This window comes from Hymenobacter norwichensis DSM 15439 (genome assembly GCF_000420705.1).
In the GTDB taxonomy this organism is placed as follows: Bacteria; Bacteroidota; Bacteroidia; order Cytophagales; family Hymenobacteraceae; genus Hymenobacter; species Hymenobacter norwichensis.
In genome coordinates, this window is sequence record NZ_ATVL01000007.1 from 1,117,090 (window position 1) to 1,143,847 (window position 26,758).

The window sequence follows — 26,758 nt, forward strand, 5'->3', positions numbered from 1 at the left end:
TCAGATTTTTTTCTGTTCGATATGCGCATTCAGCGCAACTAGTTCGGGATGGGTGTCTAGCAGCGCAATTAGTTCGTTGATAGTAAGTTGGCTAGCCTGGTAGTTTTCAATGAGTTCCTGAATTAGCTGGAAATCCTCGGCGGTGTCCACTGTAAGGCGGTAGTTACTTCGATCTTCCGAGCGTACAATGTGCTGGAATTGCACTTGGCCCGAGCGGTTCTGGTGGATGTAGGGCGTTACATGCTCCCGATCAGAAGGTAGAGTAGCCAGTTGAAAAGCTTCTTCTAGTAGTTCGCGCGAGAAAATCTCGAAATCTAGTCCGCGCGGAAAGCTGCGTTCCAGTACATTAGACAGGTATAAACGTGGGTTGTTGGCCTGCACGTAAGCACGCACGCTGCTGGCAATCAGCTCGCCGTCCAGCAAGGGGCAGTCCGACGTCACACGCACGATAATATCTAAGTTGTGAGTGGTGACGCATTGCTGATAACGGCTTAGCACATCCTGCTCGTCGCCGCGGGTGCAGGGTATATGGTTAGTTGCCGCAAAATCAGCCAAGACATCGTCGGTGGTATTATTTGTTACTGCCAGATAAACCGGCAGCCCGCTGGCTTGTAACCGACTGGTGTGATAATGCAACAACGGTTGGCCCGCTATTACGCGTAGTACCTTGCCCGGCAATCGGGTGCTGGTCATGCGCGCCTGCGAGATAATGCCGACTTTCTTCAAGGGGTAAATAAATGAATGAGTGAAGAAATGACTTCCGCAATCAGCCAGGAGTATGGCGCTACTACTTGCCTGCTTCTGATAGAAAAGCTTGGATGCAGCTGATTACGTATTCTTGCTCTTCGTCTGTAAGGCTAGGAAACAGCGGAATGCTTAAACAGTGTGCGTAATATTCTTCCGCCAAGGGAAAGTCTCCAAGTTTCCAACCCAGTCCTTGGTAATACGGCATGGTATGCACTGGTATATAGTGCACCTGCGCATAGATTTCCTTGGTTCGGAGGTAATCATATAGGCCTTTGCGGTCAGCCACCTGAACAACGTACAAGTGGTAAGCATGACCAGGCGCACCCACTAGTGGGCGCACGGTGGGCATGTTAGCGAAGGCAGCATCATAGCGTGCGGCCAGCGCACGGCGGCGTGTGATGCCCTCTTCAGCGCGGCTAAGCTGGCTGATACCTAGCGCGCACAGCATGTCGGGCATACGGTAGTTGTAGCCCAACTCCTGCATTTCCATGTACCAGCCACCGTCGTTGCGGGTCATTTGGGCGGGGTCTTTGGTGATGCCGTGGGTACGCAGCTTTAGTAGCTCCTGGTACAAATCCTCCCGGTTGGTGGTAATCATACCGCCTTCGCCGGTGGCAATGTGCTTGACGGGGTGGAAACTGAAGATAGCTAGATCAGCAAATTGCCCGTTGCCGCAGCGCTGCTCCCGGCCCTGCGAGTCGGTGAAGAAGCCACCCGGCGCGTGACAGGAGTCCTCGATAATCCAGAGCCCAAACTCGTCAGCCAGCTTACGGGCCTCTTCCATGTTCACGGGTAGACCAGCGAAATCTACCGGAATTAAGCCTTGGAAATAGCCTTCGGGGTGGCTTTCCAGTAGTTGGCGTACGGCCTTCAAATCAATGAGGGCGGTAGCCGGGTCAATGTCGGCGAAATGTACTTCGCCGCCGCAGTAGCGCACGCAGTTGGCCGAGGCAGCAAAGGTGATGGGCGTGGTAATAATTCGCTGCCCCGGTTGCACCCCCAGCGCCAGTGCGCACAAGTGTAGCGCCGCCGTGCCGTTGCTAACCGCCACGGCGTATTTCGCCCCGATGTAGGCGGCAAACTTCTCTTCGAACTCGCCCACCTTTGGGCCTTGCGTGAGATAGTCGGAATGCAGCGTTGCTACCACAGCTTGCACGTCGGCTTCGGTGATGTGCTGGCGGCCGTAGGCAATAGGGTGAGTGGGCTGGAAAGACATGTAGCAAGAATAAGACTTATGGCAGGGAATTTATAAAAAAGCCGCTGCACTCATCGAATACAGCGGCTTACTAATAGCTAGATGAGCTGATTACACTTCAAAGTCGGCATCTACGTGCAGCCGGATTTCCTCGCGGATCTGCTCGGCATTCAGCCAATGGTCGTTGTTGGCCGAATCGTAGTGGAAGCCTAGCGGCATGCGCTTGCCGCCAAAATGCGCGACGAACTCATCCACACTCCACTGGGGCGTAGAGGGCAGAATAACGTAGTACCTGTCGAGCTCGATGGTGCTCAGTGCGTCGGTTTCGGTTATCATTTCTTCATGCAGCTTCTCGCCGGGCCGGATGCCCACGATTTCCTGCCGGCAGTTCGGGCCAATGGCTTCGGCTACTTCCGTAATTTTGTAGCTTGGAATCTTAGGCACGAAAATCTCGCCGCCCCAGCTGTGTTCCAGTGCGTAGAGCACCAAATCAACGCCTTCTTCCAGCGAAATGTTGAAGCGGGTCATGTCGGGGTGGGTGATAGGCAGCACCCCGGAATGGCGCTGTTGCAGGAAAAACGGCACCACCGAGCCGCGGGAGCCGATGACGTTGCCGTAGCGCACCACCGAAAAGCGCAGGTCACGGGCGCCTTTCATGTTGTTGGCGGCCACAAACAGCTTATCGGAGCAGAGTTTGGTGGCGCCGTACAGGTTGATGGGGGCCGCGGCTTTATCGGTGCTTAGGGCTACTACTTCCTTCACGCCGCAGTCTAGGGCGGCGTTTATCACGTTTTCGGCCCCGAAGATGTTGGTTTTGATGCACTCCATGGGGTTGTACTCGGCGGCGGGTACTTGCTTGAGCGCCGCGGCGTGCACTATAATATCTACCCCTTCACAGGCCCGTTTCAGCCGCTCCCCGTCGCGCACATCACCAATGAAGTAGCGGATAGCCGGGTACTTGGCCTGCGGAAACGTCTGCGACATTTCGTACTGCTTCAGTTCGTCGCGCGAGTACACCACCAGCCGCCGCACCTGCGGAAATTTCTCGAACACGGTCTGTACGAACTGCTTACCGAACGAACCGGTGCCGCCGGTTACCAAAATAGATTTATGATTGAGGTCGAGAGCCATTGAAAAGAAGCTAGAAGACTGAAGCTGGGAGGTGACAGGAAGAAAGCGCCAGACGCTGGAGTCACCGGGCGCAAAGGTAAGGGTATTGCGTAGTGCAGAAAGCCAGATTCTGCGGGTAGAGAGACTAAGACGGAGTGGCTGCTATAGAACCACTCACCGCAACAGCTTCACTAGCTGCTCAGTGAGGGAGCGGCGAGAATAGCGGGTGTGGCTAAGGGCCGGCAAGTCGAGGTTGGGATTCACTTGCCACTGCGCCACTAAGGTTTCCAGGTACTCCAGCATATCCTCGTAGGCGTCGTAAGGCCAGGCGCGGCCGGCACCGCACTCTTGTAGCAAATTATCGGCATCGGAGCCAGTCGGACCTACACAGATAATGGGCTTGTTGGCGGCCAGGTATTCGAACACTTTGCCCGGCAGGATACCAAAGTTGTGGGCCACGTCTGGAATGGCCATCAGCAGCACCGTGGAGCGTAGCAGATAGCCTACGGATTCATCATGGGGCACGAAAGGTAGCAGCTCGGTGGCGTCATTGAGGCCAATGGCAGTGAGCTGGCGCTGTACGCCATCGGCTACTTTGCCCACAAAGCGTAGCCGCAACGGCACCTCGGGGTGGCGGCGGCGGCACTCGGCTACGGCGCTTAGCAGCAGCTCGATGTGGTAGGTTTCGGAAATGGTGCCGGTGTGCGTGAGTAGCAGCGCATCGGTAGGCGGGCAGGAGGGAAGTTGGAAGTCACTTTCGTCGTAGCCGTTGGGCAGTACATGGAATTTAGCGGCTTGTAGTTTCCCTGATTTGCCCAGGAATAGCCGTTTGGTATCAGCACTGGTCGTCAGCACAATGTCGGCTTGCTCTAGCACTTGCCGCTCGTAGCGGGCATCGAGCCAGCGGGCCGGCGCGGTCTGGTTCAGCTCGGCTTTGTAGTAAATATCGGTCCAAGGGTCCCGCAAATCGGCCAACCAGCGCCAACCGTAGCGGCGTTTCAACTCCAGGCCAATCAGCTGCGAGGAATGCGGCGGCGAGCTGGTGAGTATAGCATCAAACTGCTCACCCTGCGCTACCAGGTCGGCTACGGCCTGTAGGGCGTGAGCGTTCCAGCCGCGCCGGGCATCCGGAATAAACAGGTTGCCTCGCACAAATTTGAAGGCTCGCTGCACTAGGCTAGTTTTGCTTTCGTTGGCGAAACCACCGTACGGAATCTGCTGCCGGCCAGTCAGTTTCTTGTAGCTCCCAAATGGCTCGGAAGTGCCTGTCCGAATCACGCGGACGCTAGAGGGTATTTCGGCAGCCAGCGAGTGGTCGAGCACGGGATACGCGCCGTGCTCCGGGTCTACGGTAATCACCGTGGGCTCGACACCCAGCGTGGGTAGGTGCTTCACAAACTTCAGGCTCCGTTGTACGCCCGCACCTCCAGAGGGTGGCCAGTAATAGGTAATGACAAGCAGGCGGAGCGGACGGTCGGGCACGGGAGCAGAACAGGAAGCGTGAAAGTGCGAAGGTACACAGATGCGGCCTTTCGGGGTTTTCTGGTTACTTTTGAAGGCTAGACCTAGTAGCTGTTCAGCTCAACAAGCTAGCGGATACGGAAGCGGCCAACCGGCAGCCACTGAATCAGAGAGTAGCAAGTAAAGTTTTCAGGTGGGTTGAAGACTATTCGATACCTCGAAAACCCAAGAAAATAATTAAGCTGCAACAAGATGCGCAAGCACCTCAGCAGCAATGCACTAAATCAATAAGTAGCGCATCAACCGATGTTTGATAACCTCAGTACCAAGCTCGATAAAGCCTTTAAAACCCTTAAGGGCCAAGGCAGCATCACCGAAATCAACGTAGCGGCTACCATCAAGGAAATCCGCCGCGCCCTCGTTGATGCCGACGTCAACTACAAGGTGGCCAAGGAAGTCACCGACAAAATCAAGGACGAGGCCATGGGCCGCGACGTGCTGACCGCCGTGTCGCCGGGCCAGCTCATGACCAAAATCGTCTACGACGAGCTAACCCAGCTCATGGGTGGCGACAAAAAGGATATTGTTATCAAGGGTGACCCAGCCGTGGTACTGCTCTCGGGCTTGCAGGGCTCGGGCAAAACTACGTTTGCCGGTAAGCTGGCCTCGTTCATCAAGAAGCAAAACCGCACCGTGCTGCTGGTGGCCTGCGACGTGTACCGTCCGGCGGCTATCAACCAGCTGCAAGTGCTGGGCGAGCAAATTGGGGTGGAGGTGTACGCCGAGGTGGAGAACAAGAACCCGGTGGACATTTCGCGGAACGCCATTGAGTATGCCCGCAAAAACAACAAGAAGGTTGTTATCATCGACACCGCCGGCCGCTTGGCCGTGGACGAGCAGATGATGAATGAGATTGAGGCCGTCAAGCGTGCTATTAATCCGTCGGAAACCCTGTTCGTGGTGGACTCGATGACCGGCCAGGACGCCGTAAACACCGCCAAAACCTTCAACGACCGACTGAACTTCGACGGCGTGGTACTCACCAAGCTCGATGGTGACTCCCGCGGTGGCGCGGCCCTCAGCATCCGGGCCGTGGTTGAAAAACCCATCAAGTTCATCTCGACGGGTGAGAAGATGGAGGCGCTGGACATGTTCTATCCCGACCGGATGGCGCAGCGGATCCTGGGCATGGGCGACGTAATTTCGCTGGTAGAGCGCGCGCAGCAGCAGTTCGATGAAGACGAAGCCAAGCGTATCAACCAGAAGATCCGCAAAAACCAGTTCAACTTCGACGACTTCCTGTCCCAACTGGAGCAGATCAAGAAGATGGGCAACCTGAAGGACTTGGTAGGCATGATTCCCGGCATGAGCAAGGCCATCAAAGACGTGGAAATCGACGACGATGCCTTCAAGCCAATCGAAAGCATCATCAAGAGCATGACGCCTTTCGAGCGCGCCAACCCCGATGTACTCAGCGGTTCGCGCCGGAAGCGCCTTGCCAAAGGCTCCGGCACGGACATTCAGCAGGTGAATAACCTGATGAAGCAGTTCGAGGACATGCGTAAAATGATGCGCACCATGAACAAGATGAGCCAGACGAAAGGCGGTATGCAGCAAATGGCCCGCATGATGGGTGGCATGGGCAAAGCTGGCGGCAAATTCTAGCTTTCTCCTTCCCTGAAATACAAACCGGCCCGGACGCTATGTGAGTGTCCGGGCCGGTTTGTTTGGATAGATGCCGTCTGGTAGCACTGGAATGCAAAACGCCCCCGCAACTACTTGCGGGGGCGTTTTGTGTTGAGGGAAGTGTACCGGAAGGTTAGTTGCGAATCATAGGCAGCGTAATAATCGTTTCGGCACTTTGCACCCGGATGATGTAGGAGCCGAGCGGCAGCGAATGCAAATCTAACGGATGCTGTAGGCCGCCTTTCAACTCAAACTTTCCAAGCTGACGACCGGCTAGATCTAGTATTTCTACGCGGTAGTCGGCTACAGGTAGGCTTGTCAGGTCGAGGGTAGCGCTGCCGCTGTGCGGGTTAGGGTAGAGGGCAATGGCGGCTTTGGCGCCCTGCGTGAACCGTACCATCCGAACCGGGGAGTAACTACTGGAACCGTCGCGGTCCACCTGCCGCAACCGGTAGTAGATTGGTCTCAGTGATACACGAGCAGCGTTGCCGTCTGTGTACCGGTAAGCGGTTTCACGGGTGGTTGTGCCTTGCCCCTGCACTGTACCAATCTGCTCGAAGCTACGGCCATCTAGGCTGCGTTCTACCTCGAAACGGTCGTTTTGCAACTCACTGGCGGTGGCCCACATCAATTCTGCGTTCAAGCCTTTCGCTGCAACTTCAAAATGCTTTAGCTCGACGGGTAGTGGCCGGGCAATCATCACATCCTCGGCCGTATTGCTAGGATTAGTGCCTGTGTAATTGCTGCCGCCTGCGGCGCCGTAGCTGGTATCATCGGAGTAATAATTGCCGCCAGGCTGAATAGTGGAACTAGCCAGAGCACGCAACGGATTGGTGTAGCTTACACCAGCACTGGCTTGATACGCAAAGTTGTCGTTGGCCGTGGCTGCAATAGTCGCGCGGAAGGTAATACTTGCCGATGCTCCTGCTGGTAGGGTAGCTAGGTTGAAAGAAGGGGTACTACCGCCGCTGCTCACTGTGAAGTCTGTAGGTGTGCTTGACGTATTATCAGCCAGCGTCAGTGTTACTTCAGGAGTGAAAGTGTTGTCAAAACTGAAAATATTGTCAGTCAGGCTGGTAAAGAGGGTCAAGTCAGTGGCAATACCGCCTGTATTGGAAACGGTTAGAGTGTACATGGCCGGATAGACGGCACTACCCGGTGCGCCTACTCGGTTTCGGCGCGGCGTTTCGGTACGCAAAGCAACCGTGAGCATCGGTAAGCAATTGCCAGCACCGGCAATAGTATTTGGGATAGAGGCACTGGTGGTAGTAGAGGAACTACCCGCATTTCCCGCGGCTGCTCCAAAGGCCCGGCTGTTAGTATTGGTACCGCCACGGGCACCAGCCGCTATAGAGGAAGAAGCAAGGGCCGAGTTAGCGAAGATGAAGCCACCGCCACCACCGCCACCCGGTCCAACAGAGCTGTTTGTGTTGGTTTGGGCGTCGCCGCCTCTGCCGCCCTGTGCTCTCACCGTCAAGCCATCCAGGCCGGCTGCTATGCCGCTCGGTGGAGTGGCTAACAGTACCACTGTACCGCCTGCGCCGCCGCCGCCGCCGCCTTCCGGTAGGGTGCCGGCACCCGGCGCATTTCCCCCGTTGGCTTCTATACTGGCCGTACCTGTCACGGAGCCTGTACGTAAGAAAATGATACCGCCGCCAATGCCACCGCTGCTAAAGTATTCTGTACCAGAAACGATAGTTGCATTAGTGGAGCCTGCGCCACCGCCGCCGCCCATTACTAGCCGTGCAGAGGTACCATCAAAGCTTGCGCCTCCTGATGCCTGCGCTCCACTACCCGTATTGTTGTTGCCACTGCCTGCACCCCAGCCCCCAATACCGCCTTTTCCGGCATTGGCACCACCAGCACCGCCTGCGTTGCCATTGTTGGAAGTAGGAGTTAAAGATGTAGCGCCGCCGCCTGCATTGCCAGGGGCACCTTGTGCGGTACTGCCATTTACATAGCCTTCGTTGCCCGTATTCACTATGGTAGTGCCTCCTTCATACACATACCGGGGAGTACCGGCCGTGCCTTCGCCCTTTGAGCCGTGAGCCCCCGTACGGGTAGTGGCTGCTATATTGCGGAAGGCTGAGGCTGTCGTCGTGCCATCGTAGCCCTTTGCGCCACCGCCTCGGAATCCTTTCGCTGTCATCGACAGAGAAGAGCCACTACCATTGAAAATGGTTTTACCAGCTACATCCAGCACTAATACACCACCAGTGCTACCATCCCAGGCAGGACCAGTTACAGTGCTAGCAGCCGTGAACGTGAGAGTGGCATACTGAGGAACCCGAACAACCTGGAAACGACGCTGCCCCGTTTGCGTGCCCGAAATGTTGGCATAATCAACAGTTTCGTATCCGTATGCTAGCCCCTTATTAAGCGTAATTGTCAGGTTGCTGCCTGAGGTGGCAATGCTTTCAACAGTAGCATACTCATAATTCCCGGCTGTGAAGTTGGTGGTTAAATTACCACTAGCCTCCCCGCCAGTAACTCCGTCACCGTAGGCATTTGAATTAGCTGTATTCAGGTCGGCTCCCTGCATTTGCATAATCAATACCACGTCGCCGGGAGCAAGAGTGTTGGTTGCGCCGCGCGTGGTGGTATTTACGCTTATAGTGCTGCTACCCGCTGTTACCGTTTGGTTGCCGGCATAGTAGGTGTTGAGGATTTGGTTGGTTCCGGTAACAGTGAGTGGACCGTCTTTGCCGGGGGTGGCGCAGACCGTGCTTACATTGGCAATACCACTGATTGTGGTAGTAATAGCAGCTGTGTTGTTGGCCGAAACGGGGTCGGGAATGGAGTTGCCGGAAACAGCGGTGCCAGTTATTGTGCCATTGGCCGGTACTATAAGGGTTACCGAGTTTGCAATAGGCGGGTCGCCGCTGGCTAGGCTAGCAACAGGAGCAAATGTAACCAGGCCCGTAGTGGCGTCATAACTTCCGCTGGATGGCGTAACGCTGCCGGCTGGCAGCCGAGGCGCAAGCTGCAACGTGGCCGTCACGTTCTGAGCCGTAATAGAGCCTAGATTGGTGGTATTTACATTGTAAGTAATACGGGACCCAGGGTTGGCAGTGGTAGGTCCTGTGATGCTGGTTGCTACATCAGCGCCCTGTACAACAACTGTGATATTACCCGGGCTGGAAGTGGAGGTTGTCCGGTTAAGAATGTCGTTGACGGTATACGGAATAGTGATGGTACCCGCAAAATTTCCAGTAGGTTGAAACGTTACTTGCCCCGCTGGGTCTACGGTAAAGGTGCCCTTGCCTGAAACTGTGAACGTACTTTGAATACCAGGAGCGCCAAAATCTAGATCCAGAGAATTGGGCTGGAAACCAGTGCCCGGAAATATATCATTGCTGATAGCATTGATGGTGATGGGCTGGTCGTAGCGCGTGGCGGCTAGGTCGTCGTTGGCGAAAGGCGCCTGCACGATGTTCAGGTTCCGGATTTCGTGCACGTTAGTCAGGCTGCCTGTCGAGCCCGAAAAGCCTAGGCGGAGCCGGTCGGGCGGTGTGCTAACCGTTACGTTATCAACAGTGGTAGTAACCACACTACCATGCTGTATGCGGACTGTTATGCGGTAAGTGCGGGTGCTACCCGAGCCGGTAGGTACCACGTCGATGAATGCCCGCCGATAGTCAGCGGAGCCGCTCTGAGCACGGGTAGTGGGTACATCCAGGCTGAAACCCAGTTGGTTAAGTGCCGTGCCAGTTAAATAAGGGTAGTCAGTGGTGCTCGAACCGTCGCCGGCTCCTCGGATAGAAATAGCATCGGGCGTGAAGCCGGGCCCGCCATTGCGGCCTTCGGTAGGGTTGGCAAAGTTGCCGAACTCATCGATGCCAATACCGATGTAGCCGCGTGAAACACCTGGTGACGCCGGCGCATTGGTTTTCTGGGCGTAGCCTAATGAACCGCCCGATGCGCCAATGCGGAAGCCGCTGGCTGGCTGACCGGCTTCGTCTACCAGAAATACACTGAAGCCATCCGCTCCGCTACCACCGTAGGCAAAAAATTCAAAGGAAATAGTAAATCCATCCGGTGCATCAAAGCCTACATTGTCGATGATGGAACCCGCTTGGTCGGTGGCGGCGCTAGTTAGCCGTAGGTAGCCTTGACCAACTGCGTCGTTGCCTGTTTGGCCAGTACCAGTCAGGCGGGCTGCTCCGCTGATAGTAAAATTAGGGGCCGAGGCATTTTTGAAGGTCTCGTTTCGCGGAAACTGCGCATACGCCTGCTGGGTGGCACCAAATAAAAGGGTTGCCGGCAACAATAGTCGGACGGGCTTAGCCAGCCAGATACCAGCCTGCTGAAATGAGGGAAAAAGTGTTTTCATGTGGAGTAGTTGGATTTGAAACGCGGATAGGAAATAGAGCTAGTGTGCTCTTTGAGCGGAGAATTATACAATAATATACTCCTCTATGTTCGCCATAATAACAGCAGCAGCACTAGCCCTCAAAACAAATATATGCGCCTGTCAGTATCTGTCAAATTGCACTTTGTAATTTTTAAGCCAGTATAGCTGTATTATAGTGAAAAAGGTATTTAAACAAAAAAATACAATAGTTTAATCCTATTAAGTTTTTAAATATGTTGTATTGGTATACCAACGGCCTGATAAACACAAGCGTCCTATTGCTGCTCAATAACCTGAGCAGTAATAGGACGCTTGAATATATTGTATTTTGGCTAGTAGTTGGTTCGGTCTTGCTGTAAGTGCCAAGCTTCAAAGCCTTGTTTCGACTCATCTCGCAATAGTTCTATCATACTAATCCGGCGTTCCTCCAAAGGCTTCTCTATTTCATCATAAATAAACTGGTCGTCGAAGCCGGCGTCGGCAGCATCCTGCTTGGTATTGCCATAGAACACGCGCCTTGGGCGGGCCCAGTAAATGGCGCCGAGGCACATCGGGCAAGGTTCACAGGAAGTGTACAGGTCGCAGCCGTCCAGCTGAAACGTGCCTAGCGTGGCGCAGGCTTTCCGGATAGCATCTACCTCGGCATGGCAAGTAGGGTCGTTAGTACTAGTTACTTGGTTGAAGCCGCGGGCAATGATAGCGCCATCTTTCACAATCACGGCCCCAAACGGACCGCCGTAACCGGCTTGCATTTTTTCGATGGACAGGCGAATGGCTTCGCGCATGAAGTCGGGGTTGGGTGCTTCCATGCTGATGGGGAAATAAAGTGGCAGATCATTGCCTGTACGGGCAAAACCACAAAGTACGCCTTACAACTGCTAGCAATCGTGTTCGGAAGACTGGAAATAAAATATAATAATCTAAACATATTTAGAAACCAGGAGTAGTAGAAAGTACAGTCCAGTTGCCAGACGGAAGCCTGGCATATTTCAAATCCCATCTTCATAGTACTATGCATCAAAAACTTACGCATTTGCTGGCCGGCTTGTTGATCCTGCTGTTCAGCCTTCCTTCGCAGGCCGATCATCTACGGGCACATCTGCTGCTAGGTGCCACACTTAATGGTGGTCAAGAGGTACCGGCCGTCACAACGGCAGCACGCGGAGCTGTGAGCTTCACGCTGAATTCCACGCGGGATACGCTGTTTATTTCCGGCGCTTTCAGTGGCCTTAGCGGTCCTATTACAATGGCACATACGCACCTTGGGTTCCGGGGCGTATCGGGACCAGTGGTAACAGATTTGTTTCGGTTTATTCGGGGCAACCGCATTCAAGGCTTCCTCACTGGGTCCGATATCGACCGAGGTAAACTGGACCGCTACCTACGCGGCGGCTACTACCTGAACGTTCACACCGCTGCTAACCCCACCGGTGAAATCAGGGGGCAGATTGAATTGGAAAAAGACGAGCATTATATAGCTGTTCTTTTGGGTGCCAACGAAGTACCTGCTGTTATAACCAATGCTGTGGGTATTGGCACGTTTAATCTAACTCAAGCCCAGGACAAGATGAAGTTTCGGGTGGTAGCTACCGGATTAAGCGGCGCCATTACCGATGCTCATTTTCACCAAGGGTTGCCCGGCGTAGCTGGTGGCGTTATCCAAAGCTTGCTGACCTACGTGAGCGGCAACGTAATTGAGGGCGAACTAACGCCCAACGCCACAGTGCTGGCAGCGCTGGCTAGCGGGCAGGTGTACGTCAATATTCATACGGCTGCTAATCCGGGTGGTGAAATCAGGGGTCAATTGGTGCGGCAGGTGCGCCACCTCGGCCACGATGCCCGCCTCGACGGGACCCAGATGGTACCCACCGTAACAACTACTGCCAAAGCAGTAGCTTTTGGTCGGCTTAACGCTACCTTCGATACTTTACAAGTGTCTTTGGCTCACACCGGCCTGAGTGCCGCCCCAACCAGCCTTAGTATTTTTGTCAAAGAACTGGGCCAGGCCAATACAGCCGCCGATTTGCTGGCCAACCTGTCACTGGTAGGAGCCCCGGCGGCTATCAGCGTGAACTTTACCAACTTGTCGTCGGACTTGGTTAATTTGTTTCTGACGGGCGGGGTGAATTTCGTGCTAAATACGGCAGCCAACCCGAACGGCGAAATCCGGGGGCAGGTGTACCGGTTGGCCCGCGAAGGATATACCTTCTCAATGAACGGCAGTCAAGAGCGGCCTACGCCCAATGCCAGCACTGCCTACGGTTCCGGCTTTGTCAGCATGGACCGTGACCAGAGCAATGTGCATTTTAGCATGGCATGGGGTGGCCTAAGTGGCCCGGTTACGGGCGGGCACTTCCATACAGGGCTGCGCAACCAAGGTGGGCCAGTAGTGTTCGAACTGAGCCCATTTTACACGCCTGCCGGCAACACCGCCATTTCGGCCGAGGGCTTCTGGCAACCGACGGGTAATGTGGCACCTAATACTGCCGCGCCCTTCACTGCCCGCCGTGCCTTGCAGTTCCGCCGCGACAGTATCTACGCCAACATTCACACCGCACTCTACCCGTCCGGCGAAATCCGTGGCCAAGTGTTCCGCGGTGCCCGCGACCTAGCTATTGTGCTCAGCACCCAACCTGCCGTGCTCGTTGCTGAATCGTTCGGTTACTATCCGAATCCATTTCAAGATGCTGTTACCCTATCCTTCGATTCGCGGGTAGCTGGCACTGCCTCCGTTAAGGTAGCTGACTTAGTGGGCCGCACAGTGGCTACACGGGCCCTTCCCGTTAAGGTTGGAGTCAATCAGCCGCAGCTTGATTTAGGTGGCGTTTCGGCCGGAGTTTATCTGGTAACGATAGAAATTGCTGGCTCCCGGCTAGTCAGCCGCATGGTGAAAGAGTAACGGAAGAGCCATCAGAGTATAGTCAACTACTTTATTAATAACCGGCTGTTGCCAGCAGCTAGTTATTTTCTAATTAAGTTTCTTTCACAGCGTCTACTTGGGCTTTTTGGCGCGGTAGTTGTACACGTTTTTAGCAGAAAGAATACTTTTTTAGGTGTTTTGGTTGTGGATAAGGGGCGCTCCTATGGGGCGTCCTTTATTATTTGCGGCCAGTTACTTGGAAACGGCGTTTTTGAGCCTTTCAAAGGGTTTCTTGGGTACTCAGAGATCAGGATTTTTAGCGTTTTGAGGTCAGGAATTCGGTCAAATCCTGACCTCTAAGCGCGCGCATCTTGACCTCACCAATTTTGGGTTTACCTTGGATTGCTTGAAAAGTAACCCTGAAAACTTCTTGAAAAACAGGTCTCTTGTATTCAACGTTTAGATAGGAGGCAAGTGATTGGACCTTGAAGCCCTGGAAGTGTCACCAGTGGCCCCAAAACGCAAAAACCGGCTGGTGTGGCCGGTTCGCTATCTAATTCCAATTCTGCGTTACCAGTTGGCTGCGTATTCAACGCCGTTCACGTTCAACTTCTCGTAACTGATGACGAGTTGCGTGACGAGGCTGCTGTCCTTGGTGCTACCAGTAGCATCAAATTTATCCTTCAGAATCGTGCAATAAGCATTTTCAAAGCTGAGGGTCTTGAATACAGCTTCCACATCATTGCGGTAAAAGGTGAGGGACCCTGATTTTTGCTGGTACGGGTCAAGCATCCAGGCTAGAAGTTCCTTATCGTTGCCGGTACCAATGATGGTGACGTTCATCCTAGTGTGGCGCACTACGGAATTAGGCTGTCCCACATTATTAACTGCTTGGTTGAAGCTATAGCGGCAGAAGATGACCTCATGTCCTTCCGCCTCTCCACCACTCAATTTAAAAACAGCTTTGAAGCTCATAATTAGGAGTTAACAAGTTCCAGGGTTTGAGTTGCGTCAACCAGGTCATCCTTTGCGATACCTCGGGCTTCCAACTCGGCTAAAACATCCCAATCGGTGTTGTCTACCAGCAAGAGAACCTTATCCTCCTGTATGGTAATGTGTACATCGGTTGAATGTACCTGTTCTCCCTTGTGCTCCCCAATTGTGAGCAACAGAAACTGGTCACTGTCAATGACAGCTAAAGATTTCAGGTTTACCGTTGTCGGGTACGGCACGTTAGCTTGTTCCCGGAGGTAGTCTGAAATGATTTGGCGGTAATTGGCTAATCTATCCATTTGTCAAGCGTTTGAGACTCTGGGTTGTACGTAAACATTTTGATTTCGTGCTTTTTCAGAAAACGTTGGGATTCCTGATTGGATAAAAAGCCATCGTAGGTGGCCTTGGGTACGGCTGTATAAACCTCTCGGTCTGGCTCGTTTTCCTCAAACCATTCTTTGTACATCAGGTGCTGCCCAACGTTGCGCTGAAAGTCACCCATTACACCGTTGCCAGTCGGTGGATAGTTCTTAACCTCAACAGCAATCTTTCTGTTTCCTTTCTCTGCTTCATAGATTTCTGCACCTATGTCAACGGTTCCGCGTTTCCCAGCGAATCTGGTTGCAATACCCTGAGGATGGGTTACTGTCCAGCCAGCGGCCTTGAGTGCCTGTATAACAATATGATGGTCCCGGTCTTGCTGAGCCATATAAACTATATAAAGTGAGTCAAATAGGTTAGTGAAGATAGTAATAATCAGCTAGCTCTAAAATGTAAAAACCCGGCACTGAGCCGGGTCTGTATAGGCGTTAGTGATTTGCAGCTTAATCCTGTTACTATGTCTTCCAAAAAGCTTTCTGAATCAACCGACCTTAATGCTTACACCAGCAATAAGGCCTACATCCGTATTTTCAAGTACACGCCTCTTAATCAGTTTGACCATCTAGTTTGCATTCACGGATGGCTCCTTTCTTTAGCTCAGAGTCCTGAATGAATTCCCCTGTGCTCTTCAATACCTCAGTTTTCCCATGTCTGAGGATGACATACAGGAGCTTCTTTTTCTTGTCCCTGTCTTTTGGCTTGGTGAATGCGTTGATAGTAGCCATTTTGTGCTATTCGTGGAGTATTCGGAGTGTACACGAAGATAGCCAAGAGGTCAGGATTTTCCAGGGTTAGAGGTCAGGATTTGCAAAAATAAACCCCTCATACGCTACGTATAGGGGCTTTTTTGTGATTAGGTGTTTTGGTTGTGGAAAAGGGGCGGTCTTGTGGACTGCCCTTTTTTATTGCCAATACTTGTGTTGCTTAGTGTTGAAGAAAACTAAGTAGTACCACACCGGCGCATTACCTAGGCTGGCCTAGCGCATATGCCCTCTTAAAATTGGTCGGAGCAGAATGCCTCGTGCCTGGTAAGCCCAGGTCTTTCTACTAACCTAAACTTCTAACTGCAAATCTGCTAAGTGAGTGATTCAACTACTTCCGCAGGTTGTGCTCATCTACAAGCTGTTGCACGTTTCCATCGACGGCCAACCGGTTACTCTTTGATGAACTTACGGGTTGTGCGGCCTGCATCTGTAAGCACTTCTATCTGGTAGATGCTGTTCGGAAGGTGGCTCACGTCCAGTTCTACGGTGCCAGCCGGCATCGGACCCTGAAGTACTGCTTCGCCTAATAAGTTACGAACCCGGTAGCTGGTAGTACCAGCTGGTGCCACCAAGGTTAGGTGGGTATAGGCCGGGTTGGGAAATAAACTTACTTCCAGGTTGGCGGCGACGGTGGCCACCGCAGAAAAGGTGGCTGTTCCATCATTGTCCACTTGCCGGAGCCGGTAGTAGCTCAGGCCCGCCGGTGGGTAGTGTAATACCTGATAGCTACGCTGCTGCGTACTTTGTCCCTGGCCCGCCACGGTGGCAACCGTCCGAAATGCTTGCCCAGCCGCTGCGTATTGCACCTCGAAGTACGCGTTATTGGTTTCCGAAGCCGTGCGCCAGCGTACGGCTACCCCATCTGCGTGCCGGGTGGCGGCAAAGCTGCTCAGCGTTACTGGCAAGGGGCTTCCTACTATGGGGCCTAGCAAATCGATTCTGGGCTGTGTGAGGGGCGAAGCATTTAAATTTCCCCGTAAAGCCGCCACTACATACAGCTTCGCGGTGGATGAGAGCGAGAAAGCCGAGCCATTCACCCACGTTATGCCATCTGAACTGGTTTGCAGGATGATGGTGCCGTCAGCTTTGCGCAACAGGCCATAGTAGGCCGCAATGGGTGAGCCATTGTAGCTGTCTACTCCTTTATTAACTAAACGCAGGTTTTCGCTGGCAAACATGATACCTGCCTCGATACCAGTCATGCCCAGTGCTTCGTGCGCATCGGCGGTGGTAGCCACACCTAGGGCCAGGCCATCTGTTGCAGATTTGCGCCAGTAAACGCGGGCAACTTGTCCGGCTGCTATGGTTTCTGTGGCAATGGTTTGCTGATATGGGGCAGTACCTTTATTGGTGTACGTGCCATCTAGGTTTTGCCAGAGGTAGTTCCGAAAGTGCAGGGGCCGGCTATTATCAGTAGAATCAGCATCCACTTCTTCTCTCGATACAAAGTATCCCAAATGGCTGCATACTTTGCCAGCGGCCGTGCCTGTTTCCAGTGCGTCGCCGGCTTGTAGCGAGTACGTTATTGTTTGGGTCGGCTGCCAGTCGTTGAGCAAATGCAACTGCCATTTTTGATTGCTGCCCGTAAGCTGCGTCAGCGTATTGCTCGCCACTGAAAAGCCCGCTGCCGTTTGGCTTACGCTCTTGCTGTATACCAGGTCAATAACCTTGGGGTCGGTGGGGGAGGCCAGCGCGGTAAGAATCTGGGGTGGAACCGTATCGATACGTGGGTTTTTGACCGTTCTGTTTTTCAGATATACGTTCACCAGCCCAGTGTTGAGGTTGTAAGACGCCGTATCAGCCCCACTGACGGTTACACTAGTCAAATCGGTAGTAGGCAAGCGCAGGCAAAAGTCGCGCAGTAGACCCTCGGCCGGCAAGCCCGAGGTATCGAAGGTGTACGTCACTACGTTGCCAGTTACCACCTTGCTTATCCGACTGGGATTAGTCAGGAAATAGTCTCGGACTTCGTAGTATTCCATCACCTCCTGTTGCCCCGCCAGCCATACCCGGTCGTTGTTGTTAGGATGGGTTAGCAGGTAATCCGTAAAGCGCTTGAAGCCATCTATTTCCGTGGTGCCGGGGCCGTGAGAAAACGCGTGCCCAATCAGCTTAACCCCGTTTGAGCTTTGCGCCAACAAGTCGTCGATGAAAAATCGGATAGTTGGCTGACCAGGCTCCATCCATTTGCCATCTAAATTGGCGCGGCTAGCCAGAATGCGGTTTGGGTTGAAGGTGGCTATGCGCAGTTTGTCGTTCCATTGAATATCGGCTGTATAACCATCAATGGCATTGGCCGCAAACGTAGAGCCAATGAATTTGTACCCCAAATAGATAGAGTTAGCCGTATAGCCAGCAAAGTCAGCCGGAATAACTAGGGTGCGCATACGAATTCCCAACTTATCGAAAGCCGCCTTTTCAGGGTCTTTGATGGCCCGCCATGCGTTATAGGCGTTGCCGTGCAGGTGTGAATGGTTAGCGAGGTTGTCGCCTTTGGCCAGCGCTTTGGCGTATGAGCGCCAGTTAGCGTTGATAGTAGCTGTATTAACGGCGAAAGTGTAATGAAACTTCACTGGGAGCCCCGCTCCATCGGTGTAGTAGGCACCGGGGTACGTAACCCCGTTCGAGGCTCGGCCGCCATTCAAAACGGGCATGACAACGCTGGTGTCGGTTGCTTCCCCGTCGTCTTTAGTGAAAATAAAGCCGGCCGTTTTGCCATACTTCAATTCTTCGAACTGAACAGTAGTTGCGGCTGGGAGTTGGCGGTATCGAGCCGTTACGGTAACAAGAACCGGGGCAACGCCAGAGTTGGTAGGCTGGCTCCAACCATCATAGGTACCTAAGAGGAGCAGGCACAGAAAAAGCCGCCGCCGTACGGCAGCAAGGGAAAAACTGGAAGAATTTAACACTGGATGAAATAGCAGTAGGTGGACGCGAGAGCAGATATCTTGGCAATGATAAAAGAGAAGTATAAAGTTAGCTTGGAATAATTCACAACTCCTAGCGTTTTACTATATTATTTTTATTTGTTTGCATTTTACTGCTATTCAAGAGTGATTGTGGAACATTTAAGCATCGAGGCATCAGATAGTTATATTGATATCCTGCTCTGCTATAGCTTTCTGAGCTGATGGCGCATAGCACTATCGAGAGGAGTTGCCTAGCATGCTAAGGCAATTAGGGTGAAGCGTATAGCATAGAAGCACATGCGCACGTAAAAGCTGACTTGCTTAGGAAGGCAGGTAAGGTTAGTTGGAAGTTACCTTCTACTTTGCACCTTATCCACGCTATTCGTCTTTTGCTTATGCGCTTTCCTTTTCGTTCCGGCGCTGCCCCAGCCCTACTGTTATCCGCCACCTTGCTTGGTGCAACTGCCCCGGCACCCAACAGCAAAACGGTAACGGTCCGCAACAAGCTGGCTCTGCACCGCCTCTCTGAAACCATCAGTATTCCGGCCGCCCAGCTCACCGTATTAGTCAGGAAATACGGTCCTACTAATCTGCTGGTGAAGGATGCCCGCGGTAAGGCGCTGGTTAGCCAGGCTATAGATAACAATGGCGACGGCGCCATGGATGAGTTGTTGTTTCAGATCGATATTCCGGCCAAGGCCACTCAGAAGTTCACTGTAACCGGTGCTGCTAACGGAGCCGCCCAGCAACCGAAAAGCCCTTATACTACTTTTGCCCGCCTGGTTCCTGAGCGCATCGACGACTACACCTGGGAAAACGACCGGGTAGCCTTTCGCACGTACGGGCCCGAGGCCGAGCGCTTAGTGGTAGCCAAGCAGCCCGGCGGCACGCTCACCAGTGGCATGGACTGCTGGCTGAAACGCGTGCCGTATCCCATCATCGACAAATGGTATGCCGGCCACGTAAAAGAAGCCGGCTACTACCACAAAGACCACGGCGAAGGCTACGACCCTTATCACGTGGGCGACAGCCGGGGCTTTGCGGGCATTGGCATTTGGGAAAATGATTCGCTGTATGTATCGCGAAACTTTACGGGCTATAAAACGCTGGCCAACGGTCCCATCCGTACGCTGTTTGAGTTGAGCTACGCTCCCTGGCAGGCAGGTGGCCGCACCGTCACGGAGAAGAAAATGCTCAGCATCGACCTGGGCTCGAATCTAACGCGCTTCGAAGAGCGAATATCCGCCGATAAACCATTGCCCAACGTTACTATTGGCACTACGTTGCACGCCGAGCCCAAAGGCGTGCTAGGCGAAGTGAAGGGCGAGCCCAAGCAGGGCTGGTTCCGTTACTGGGAGCCCATGGACGATGCGTTTGTAGGGACTGGTGTAGTACTAGCACCCAGCCAAATACAAACGTGGAAAGACCACCGTACCAAAGCCAAAGAGCAAAGCCACTTACTAGTAGTAGCTACGCCAAAGGAAAACAAACTGGTGTATTATGCCGGCTTTGGCTGGACTAAAAGCAACCAGTTCAAAACCGCCGCCGAATGGGACCAGTATTTGGCTAACTATGCCAAGCGGCTGGCTTCGCCATTAGAAGTAACCTATTAAGCAGCAAAATGATGTGTGCTAAAAACGGCCTTGCGCATAGCCCTGCGGTAGTGCAACTTCAGGTCCGGCCATGACCTTCTTTTTTCATGTTGCGCCGGTGCTTCTGCTGCTGGGGGCGGGCATGGGGTATAGCCTGTGGGCGCGTAAGCTTACGCCAGCTGGGGCATGGCTGGGAGGCGTCCTTGGGCTACTTGTTTTTCTCGGCACGGGCTACCTGGGTCTTGCTTTACTCGGTTTGTTTTTTGGGCTGGGCACAGCGGCTTCGGCGTGGCGGGTAGCCGACAAGCGCCGACTGGGGCTGGCCGAAGAAAACAAAGGCCGCCGTACGGCTGGGCAGGTGCTGGCCAATGCTGGAGTAGCCGGGGTACTGGCGTTGCTAAGCTGGCTGTTTCCGGAATTTGCTTCTCTTGGTAAGCTGATGCTGGCCGGTAGCTTTGCCGCCGCCACCGCCGACACCCTGGCTTCTGAGCTAGGCAACATTTACGGCAGCCGCTACGTCAACGTCCTCACGCTTCGGCCCGATAAGCGCGGCGAAAACGGAGTGGTTAGCCTGGAAGGTACTCTGCTGGGAGCGGCGGGTAGTACCCTGCTTGCGCTGGTCTACTGTGCGGGACAGAACTGGGGGCCATGGTTGTGGTGGCTGCCCGTAGCCGGCACGGTTGGCAACCTAGTGGATTCGTTGCTTGGGGCCACCCTTGAACGACAGGGCCGGCTCTCAAACAACGTGGTGAATATGCTCAATACTTTGGCTGGAGCCTGTACGGCGGCAGCTTTCGGCTTGCTTCACGGCCGCGGCTACTGATAATACTGTTGGCTGCAAACTAAACACGTAGATAGTAGCTCATCCGTAAAGCTGCCGCTGGCTTGCTGTGGTACCAGCTTAGGAGCGGGTAAGGTGCTGGGTTACGGTGTCGCTGAGTGGTGAGACGGCCGGACCGAAGTAGTGCGTTAGGCGGCCATTTTCGTTTACCAAGTACTTCGAGAAGTTCCAGACCGGAGCCTGCTCGTTCCAGCCGTTTTGGGCGGTTTGAGTGAGCCAGCGGTACACGGGGTGCTGCTCGTCCTTCTTCACCACCACGCTTTTTTTCATCAGCGGAAACGACACGCCAAAGTTTACCTGGCAAAATTCCTGAATAGCGTGGTCGTCGGCCTTTTCCTGCTCGGCGAAGTCGTTGGCTGGAAAGCCCAATATCACTAGTTCGCCAGCATATTGCTCGGAAAGCTGCTGTAATTCTTCGTACTGGTTGGTATAGCCGCAGTTAGAAGCTGTATTCACCAGCAACACTTTCTTGCCTTTCAAATCTGAGAAAGACAAGTTCTGGCCGTTGTTGAGTTGGCTGGCCAAGTTGTAAAATGGGGTTATGGCCGGTTTGGCTTGCTTGTTTTCCAGCACTTGGCCCCGGCTTCCTGAGCCTGAAAGACGCATAATAAGTGGGTAAAGCAGCTTCAAAAATTTCTGGCGAAAAGTGGCCATGAGGTGGAGTTGAGTACGAAAGATGAAGCCTGTACGCGAATTTGCCGCGTAGTGGATATCGAAACGCTTAAAAATCAAACGCCCCTTGGCCAGTTGGCCAAGGGGCGTTTGAGTATGTAAACCGAAGCTGTTGCCCTACTGCAGCGGGTCAAAAGCGCCACCCCAGGTGTTATTTTGGATTAGCAGGGGGTTATTGTCGATGGCCTGCTGCGGAATAGCGAAGAAGTAGTATTCTGGCTTCCACTGAATACCTTGAGGATAAGCAGCTGCTGTAGTTCCATCTAGTACCTTAGTTGAAAGGGTGAAATAGTTGTCGTAAACGAAGTCGATGTTGAGGTTGTCACGGTTGGTGGCAAAATCGGAGGGGATGCCGGTAGTCTTGAGAGTGACAACAAGTCCCTCGCGGCGCTTACCATTGAGGCTTTCCATCTTACGCCAGCGCCGTAAGTCCCAGAACCGCTTGCCCTCGAAGGCTAGTTCAATCTGCCGCTCGTATAGGATGGCCTCGAACATCTGCGCCCGGTTCATTCCGGTTTGCAAGCCATAGTCGCCACCGCCAGCTTCAATGCCGGCCCGCGCTCGGATAGCACGGAGTTGAGCATATGCTTCTGTGAGGTTATTTACACCGCAAGCAGCCTCAGCTAGGTTTAGTAGTACCTCCGCATAACGAATCTCAATCCAGTCGGTACCAACAAGATTCGCAGTGTTAGCGGGTACCGTGGGGTTGATGGCTTTGCGCAGATAGAAGCCGCTAGGAGTAGCGCCAGATGGTTCTACGCTTGTGGTGCCCCGCAGATAAGTCCAGATTTTGAAGTTGGCGTTACCGTTCAGCGGCCAAGTTGCTCCATTGTAGGCAATGGTTTTGTCGAAGCGTGGGTCCCGGTTTTTATAAAACTTCTGTAAAGTGTAGGGGTACTTCGTCGATTCGCCAGGCTTCTTGCCATCAAGCATCGGGAAAGCCTTCACCAAATCCCAGGTAGGCCGGTTGGAGCCACCGCCGGTACCGGTGTAGGCCGGCCGGGTGGAGTTGTCATATTGGTTGTTCTTAACGCCCTGGGTGCCGGCAGCGCCGGTATTATAGCCTGTTACCAGCACTGCCTCTGGGTTATTAACTTCCGATGTAGGCAGCCATAACTGGTCGAAAGACGGGTGCAGGCCAAAGCCATTGGTACTCAACAGCGTCCGGGCCTGCTGGCTGGCGGCAAAAGCTTTTTGCCACTTGCCAGCATCATCAGAAGGGTTGAACTGTGGACTGGCAGCAAAAAGCAAGGCGCGAGCCTTAAAGGCAGCGGCAGCCCCGCTCGTAATACGACCCCAGTTGCTGTTGCCGCTCCATTTGCCTGGCAGATAAGCAATAGCTGAGTCCAGGTCGGCAGTAATTTGGTTGAAGCACTCAGTGGTGGTATTACGCGGCAAATAAGCCGCCTCACGCGCTTCTGGGCCTACGGCATTCTGCGGCGTGAGTACCAGCGGCACCCCGCCGTACACCCGCACCAAATCGAAGTAGCGGTAGGCGCGGAAGAATAGCGCCTCGCCTTTGAGTTGGTTGCGTGGCTGCGTCGGAATCGGCGACCGTCCGAGGCCCTGGATAAACATGTTGATAGTCCGAATCTTGCCGTAGTTGTTGTTGGCAGCCAGCGCAACGCCAAAGTCCGTTACGGTATTCTGCGTCACCGTGCCTCGGAGGTAGTCGTTGTCTGACGCCGCTTCTTCCGATAAGCCGCTAGGGTTGACGTTCCCCAGGCCTGCACCGGTCACGCCGAACCAGCCGGGTAGGTTTTGGTCGTAGATGTAGCTTAGGTTGAGAAAAGCTATGGTCTCATTCTGGAAAACCAGTTCTTCGCTGGCGGCTGACTGGTTGATTTTATCCAGAGTGTCTTTGCAGCCTGCAATGGTCAGGGCAGAAGCCGAAAAAGCGAGTAAAGCAGCTAGGCGAGTGAATTTCATGAGTTCAGAGGGAATTAGAAGCCAACATTCAGACCCAGCGACAACGACCGTAGCGTGGGGTACGCATCGTAGGCACCTCCGTAGGTTTTGTAGGTGTAGGGGTTGTAGAAGTTGATGGGGTTAACGGCTACGAAGTAGACTTTCACGCTGCTGATGTTAGCGCGGCTCACCAGTGCGGTAGGCAACGTGTAGGAAATGGTGGCGTTGCGCATAGTGGCCGACAGCGAGTTTACATACCAGAACTCCGAGGTCTTGTTGTAAGTGTTGGCAGTACCGGGCGACGGGTATTTAGCATTCGGATTATCGGGGCTCCAGTGGTCGGCCCAGAACTCCGGCCGGTTGGCAGTAGGCGTGGCGACTGAGCGCGCGGTACCTTCTACCAGCCCTTGGCCGCCAAACGACATCCCCATTGTTACCTGAATAGTCAGGCCTTTGTAGGACATGCTCGGGTTGAGGCCAATACCGTAGTGGTTGCTGGACTTCCGGTTCAGGAATGTTTCGTCTTCTTCGGTGATGATACCATCAGGCTCAGTATAGTTGCCCAACGCATCTTTGCGGCCGCGGATGTCCTGGTAATACAGCATGCCGGGTGCCGGCTTATCACCAAAGATGGTGTAAGTGTTACGGTTAAGTTGGGGGTTGGCTTGGAAGAAGGCATCTATATCGTCTTGGGAGCGGAACATGCCCAAGTACTTATAACCCCGCACGCCTTGGTCGCTTGAACGGCCAGTGGGGTCGTCCCACTGCCCGACTTTGCCGCGCTCTATATCCACTTTAATCTGCCGGTCATCGTTCCACGACAGGAATGTATTTACCCGGTACGACCAATCATTGGTAATCTTGTCGCCGAAACCCACCGACAACTCATAGCCAAAACCATCAATTGACGAATAGTTTTCTGAGGGTAGTGGCGCGCCAATCAGCAGCGGAGCCGAGGATGAAATAGCCGTGAGCATGTTCCGGCGCTGGTCGTAAAAGCCATCCGCGCTGACCGACAGGCGGTTGTTAAGGAAACGGGCGTCGATACCGGCGTTGTACTTCCGGTTCTCGTCCCATCGGGCATTGCGGTTGGCCATTGCATTGTTAGGCGATACGGTGAGGGTTTTTTCGCCGTTGCCACCAAATACCGCGCCGCCACCGATCCGGAACTGATAGTTTTCCTGCCAGTTGTAGCCGCGGGTAGCGTCACCTCCAAGCAAACCCGCGGAGCCCCGTAGCTTCAGGAAATTAACTCCGTTGCCCTTCGGAAAGAAGTTTTCCTCGGAAATCACCCAACCCGCTGACAGCGAAGGAAACAAGCCCCAGCGATGTTCGGGCGCGAAGTTGGTGGAGCCGTCGTAACGCAAGGCCAGCTCTGCAAAATACTTGTTAGCAAAGTTGTAGTTGATGCGGCCTGCGTAGGAGAGAATGCCTGATTCTCTTACGTTTTCATCGGTAGATACTTCACCGATAGCAAATTTTATGTTGTCGAGGCCGCCCGGAACAATACCCGTCTTATAAGTTCTGACTTCATCGTAATAGGTTTCAGCTTGCTCGAAGAAGGCCAGTGCCGATATGTGGTGCTGGCCAAACTGCTGATCGTAGTTCAGATAGCCGTTGAGCTGGTACGTATCCGTAGAACTAGGAGTGAGGAAAATCTGGTCACCATTTCGAATGTTGCGCTGCTGACGAACTGCCCCTCCCGGAATGTGTCCGTGTTCACCCTGCCCCACGTATTCAGTTACGTTGTAACTAGTGCCGAAATTCTTGCCGAATGTATTGTCGAGCGTGCGGCTATAAAGCACTCGGGCTTTTAGGCCCTTGAGGAAGGGAATATCGTAGTCAATGTTGGCCGTTAGGTTCAGGCCGTTGTTGCGTTGTGACGCGTAGTTGTTTGACTTCTGGACTTCAAAGAAATGGGCGGCATCAACGCTGTTCGTGTTGGTAAAGCCAGGCGCTTGATAGGCCGGGTTGCCATCAATGTAAAACTCGGTAAACTTAGGTGTCCAGAGCAACGACTTCATGTCATTGTCGGGATTTTCCGTACCCTGCTTAAACCAATATGTCTTCGACTTAAATAGGTCACCGCTCAGCGAGAGGCCTGCTTTCAGGCCGGTAGCCACGGTTACGTCGGTGCTAGCCCGGAACGTCCACTTATCGGAATTAACGTTGTCGAAGTTGCCGTTCTGGCGGTTGTACGATACGCTGGCGAAGTACGTGGCCCGGTCGCTACCGCCACTTACGTTCAGCGCATTGCGGGTAAGGGTAGAAGGTTTCCAGGCCTTCTCCAGCCAATTTGTGTCGTGGGTAGCAAAGTAATCCAGCTCATCCGGCGTGTAAAATATCTGCTCTGTAGCTGCTCGGCCCCGGTAGAAGTTAAGGTCGTTCAGGTAGGTGGCGTGCTCCAGGCCGCTCATCATGCTAGGCAGACGGGCAGCATCCGATATGCCTACCGAGCCACTATAGGAGAACTTAGCCGGCCCGGCTTTGCCACGTTTGGTAGCTACTACTACCACCCCCTGGTTGGAGCGGGCCCCGTAAATAGCAGCGGCGGCGTCTTTCAGAATCGAAATAGCTTCTACTTCCGACTGGTCGAGCAGGTTGAAGTCTTCCTCAGTGCGCACCACGTTGTCAATCACGAAGAGAGGGCGGGTGGTACCGCCGTCTTTGGTAAGAACAACCGGGTTCCGAACCGTAATCTGGCCTTTATCGCCGGGGCGGGCAGTACCACCGCTTACGCCCACACCGGGGTTTTGGCCCGCAATGGCCGTGGAGAGGCTACCTACTGGCAGTTCCTCAATGGCTTTCATATCCACGGTAGCTACTGCGCCCGTTAGGCTTACTCTGGACTGCGTGCCGTAACCCACTACCACTACCTCATCGAGGGCGGCGGCATCGTCTACCAGTACCACGTCGAGGTTGGAACGGCCCCCAACGACTATTTCCTGCTTCTTGAAGCCAATAGAGCTAATAATCAGCGTTTCGTTGCCGGTGGGCACGTTGAGACGAAACACACCTTTGGCATCGGTGGCGGTGCCTGTGGTAGTACCTTTAATGACCACGCTGACCCCTGGTATTCCTTCGCCTTTGGCATCCCGCACCGTACCGGTCAGGTTGATAAAGGCGGCGGAAGCCGTGGTGGGGGCAGCACCTACCGCCGGGCCGACCACAGCGGCACTGGCCACGCCAGCGCTAAGCAAAAAGCCGGCTAATAAGGCGTAGACAGCCTGTTGGCTGGCGCTGAGCGGGCGGGGAGGAAGTAGGGGTACAAAACGGGTCATAGCA

Annotated in this window: 17 protein-coding genes; 4 read left to right on the forward strand and 13 right to left on the reverse strand. The window is 53.8% G+C overall.

What is annotated here, in order from left to right; genetic code table 11:
- From G536_RS0110885 to G536_RS0110900, 4 genes are all read right to left on the reverse strand, one after another.
- Entirely contained in the window at nucleotides 1–726 is a 726-nt protein-coding gene (locus tag G536_RS0110885; protein WP_022823629.1) for a cytidylyltransferase domain-containing protein, read from the reverse strand.
- 61 nt (nucleotides 727–787) lie between these two features.
- On the reverse strand, nucleotides 788–1,963 hold the full coding sequence (pseC, locus tag G536_RS0110890) for a UDP-4-amino-4,6-dideoxy-N-acetyl-beta-L-altrosamine transaminase (RefSeq protein WP_022823630.1): 1,176 nt from the start codon (nucleotides 1,961–1,963) through the stop codon (nucleotides 788–790).
- A gap of 90 nt (nucleotides 1,964–2,053) precedes the next feature.
- Nucleotides 2,054–3,073: a UDP-N-acetylglucosamine 4,6-dehydratase (inverting) gene (pseB, locus tag G536_RS0110895; protein WP_022823631.1), complete on the reverse strand. Its 1,020-nt coding sequence runs from the start codon at nucleotides 3,071–3,073 to the stop codon at nucleotides 2,054–2,056.
- A 153-nt stretch (nucleotides 3,074–3,226) separates the two neighbouring features.
- The gene (locus G536_RS0110900; RefSeq protein WP_022823632.1) at nucleotides 3,227–4,534 is read right to left on the reverse strand and encodes a glycosyltransferase family 4 protein; all 1,308 of its coding nucleotides are present in this window, start codon (nucleotides 4,532–4,534) and stop codon (nucleotides 3,227–3,229) included.
- 285 nt (nucleotides 4,535–4,819) lie between these two features.
- Between G536_RS0110900 and ffh the strand changes: the two genes are divergently transcribed.
- A complete protein-coding gene (ffh, locus tag G536_RS0110905; protein ID WP_022823633.1) occupies nucleotides 4,820–6,178 on the forward strand; it encodes a signal recognition particle protein in 1,359 nt (452 codons plus the stop codon).
- 154 nt (nucleotides 6,179–6,332) lie between these two features.
- On the opposite strand, the gene G536_RS30585 is transcribed toward ffh, so the two are convergent.
- Together G536_RS30585 and G536_RS0110915 are read right to left on the reverse strand one after the other, a co-directional pair.
- Entirely contained in the window at nucleotides 6,333–10,532 is a 4,200-nt protein-coding gene (locus tag G536_RS30585; RefSeq protein WP_022823634.1) for an Ig-like domain-containing protein, read from the reverse strand.
- Nucleotides 10,533–10,885: 353 nt separating this feature from the next.
- Nucleotides 10,886–11,362, reverse strand: coding sequence for a nucleoside deaminase (locus tag G536_RS0110915; protein ID WP_022823635.1), 477 nt, complete (start codon nucleotides 11,360–11,362; stop codon nucleotides 10,886–10,888).
- A 203-nt stretch (nucleotides 11,363–11,565) separates the two neighbouring features.
- On the opposite strand from G536_RS0110915, the gene G536_RS0110920 reads away from it, so the two are divergent.
- A complete protein-coding gene (locus G536_RS0110920; RefSeq protein WP_022823636.1) occupies nucleotides 11,566–13,452 on the forward strand; it encodes a CHRD domain-containing protein in 1,887 nt (628 codons plus the stop codon).
- A gap of 531 nt (nucleotides 13,453–13,983) precedes the next feature.
- Here the strand turns inward: G536_RS0110920 and tssD are convergent.
- The 4 genes from tssD to G536_RS0110945 form a co-directional block, all read right to left on the reverse strand.
- On the reverse strand, nucleotides 13,984–14,388 hold the full coding sequence (tssD, locus tag G536_RS27445) for a type VI secretion system tube protein TssD (RefSeq protein ID WP_033369802.1): 405 nt from the start codon (nucleotides 14,386–14,388) through the stop codon (nucleotides 13,984–13,986).
- A gap of 2 nt (nucleotides 14,389–14,390) precedes the next feature.
- The gene (locus tag G536_RS0110930) at nucleotides 14,391–14,705 is read right to left on the reverse strand and encodes an element excision factor XisI family protein (RefSeq protein WP_022823638.1); all 315 of its coding nucleotides are present in this window, start codon (nucleotides 14,703–14,705) and stop codon (nucleotides 14,391–14,393) included.
- Nucleotides 14,693–15,115, reverse strand: coding sequence for an element excision factor XisH family protein (locus tag G536_RS0110935; RefSeq protein WP_022823639.1), 423 nt, complete (start codon nucleotides 15,113–15,115; stop codon nucleotides 14,693–14,695). Before G536_RS0110935 ends, G536_RS0110930 begins: the two co-directional genes overlap by 13 nt.
- An 825-nt stretch (nucleotides 15,116–15,940) precedes the next feature.
- The gene (locus G536_RS0110945; protein ID WP_157530556.1) at nucleotides 15,941–18,460 is read right to left on the reverse strand and encodes a T9SS type A sorting domain-containing protein; all 2,520 of its coding nucleotides are present in this window, start codon (nucleotides 18,458–18,460) and stop codon (nucleotides 15,941–15,943) included.
- Between the two features lie 395 nt (nucleotides 18,461–18,855).
- Here G536_RS0110945 and G536_RS0110950 point away from each other — a divergent pair, with 395 nt between their 5' ends.
- Nucleotides 18,856–20,073 (forward strand): DUF4861 domain-containing protein, encoded by a 1,218-nt coding sequence (locus G536_RS0110950; RefSeq protein WP_022823642.1) that lies wholly within the window; start codon nucleotides 18,856–18,858, stop codon nucleotides 20,071–20,073.
- A 70-nt stretch (nucleotides 20,074–20,143) separates the two neighbouring features.
- Nucleotides 20,144–20,875 carry a DUF92 domain-containing protein gene (locus G536_RS0110955; RefSeq protein WP_022823643.1) on the forward strand — a complete coding sequence of 244 codons (732 nt, stop codon included), beginning with the start codon at nucleotides 20,144–20,146 and terminating at the stop codon, nucleotides 20,873–20,875.
- Nucleotides 20,876–20,953: 78 nt separating this feature from the next.
- Here G536_RS0110955 and G536_RS0110960 read toward each other — a convergent pair whose 3' ends face one another.
- From G536_RS0110960 to G536_RS0110970, 3 genes are all read right to left on the reverse strand, one after another.
- A complete protein-coding gene (locus tag G536_RS0110960; RefSeq protein WP_022823644.1) occupies nucleotides 20,954–21,547 on the reverse strand; it encodes a glutathione peroxidase in 594 nt (197 codons plus the stop codon).
- A 135-nt stretch (nucleotides 21,548–21,682) separates the two neighbouring features.
- Complete coding sequence (locus G536_RS0110965; RefSeq protein WP_022823645.1) at nucleotides 21,683–23,494, reverse strand: RagB/SusD family nutrient uptake outer membrane protein; 1,812 nt, start codon at nucleotides 23,492–23,494, stop codon at nucleotides 21,683–21,685.
- 14 nt (nucleotides 23,495–23,508) lie between these two features.
- A complete protein-coding gene (locus G536_RS0110970) occupies nucleotides 23,509–26,754 on the reverse strand; it encodes a SusC/RagA family TonB-linked outer membrane protein (protein ID WP_022823646.1) in 3,246 nt (1,081 codons plus the stop codon).
- Nucleotides 26,755–26,758 lie beyond the last annotated feature (4 nt).

Coding starts and splice junctions, on each gene's coding strand:
- pseC (WP_022823630.1), bottom strand. CDS start 1,963: ATGTCTTTCCAGCCCACTCACCCTATTGCCTACGGCCGCCAGCACATC.
- pseB (WP_022823631.1), bottom strand. CDS start 3,073: ATGGCTCTCGACCTCAATCATAAATCTATTTTGGTAACCGGCGGCACC.
- ffh (WP_022823633.1), top strand. CDS start 4,820: ATGTTTGATAACCTCAGTACCAAGCTCGATAAAGCCTTTAAAACCCTT.
- G536_RS30585 (WP_022823634.1), bottom strand. CDS start 10,532: ATGAAAACACTTTTTCCCTCATTTCAGCAGGCTGGTATCTGGCTGGCT.
- G536_RS0110915 (WP_022823635.1), bottom strand. CDS start 11,362: ATGGAAGCACCCAACCCCGACTTCATGCGCGAAGCCATTCGCCTGTCC.
- G536_RS0110920 (WP_022823636.1), top strand. CDS start 11,566: ATGCATCAAAAACTTACGCATTTGCTGGCCGGCTTGTTGATCCTGCTG.
- tssD (WP_033369802.1), bottom strand. CDS start 14,388: ATGAGCTTCAAAGCTGTTTTTAAATTGAGTGGTGGAGAGGCGGAAGGA.
- G536_RS0110930 (WP_022823638.1), bottom strand. CDS start 14,705: ATGGATAGATTAGCCAATTACCGCCAAATCATTTCAGACTACCTCCGG.
- G536_RS0110935 (WP_022823639.1), bottom strand. CDS start 15,115: ATGGCTCAGCAAGACCGGGACCATCATATTGTTATACAGGCACTCAAG.
- G536_RS0110950 (WP_022823642.1), top strand. CDS start 18,856: ATGCGCTTTCCTTTTCGTTCCGGCGCTGCCCCAGCCCTACTGTTATCC.
- G536_RS0110955 (WP_022823643.1), top strand. CDS start 20,144: ATGACCTTCTTTTTTCATGTTGCGCCGGTGCTTCTGCTGCTGGGGGCG.
- G536_RS0110960 (WP_022823644.1), bottom strand. CDS start 21,547: ATGGCCACTTTTCGCCAGAAATTTTTGAAGCTGCTTTACCCACTTATT.
- G536_RS0110965 (WP_022823645.1), bottom strand. CDS start 23,494: ATGAAATTCACTCGCCTAGCTGCTTTACTCGCTTTTTCGGCTTCTGCC.
- G536_RS0110970 (WP_022823646.1), bottom strand. CDS start 26,754: ATGACCCGTTTTGTACCCCTACTTCCTCCCCGCCCGCTCAGCGCCAGC.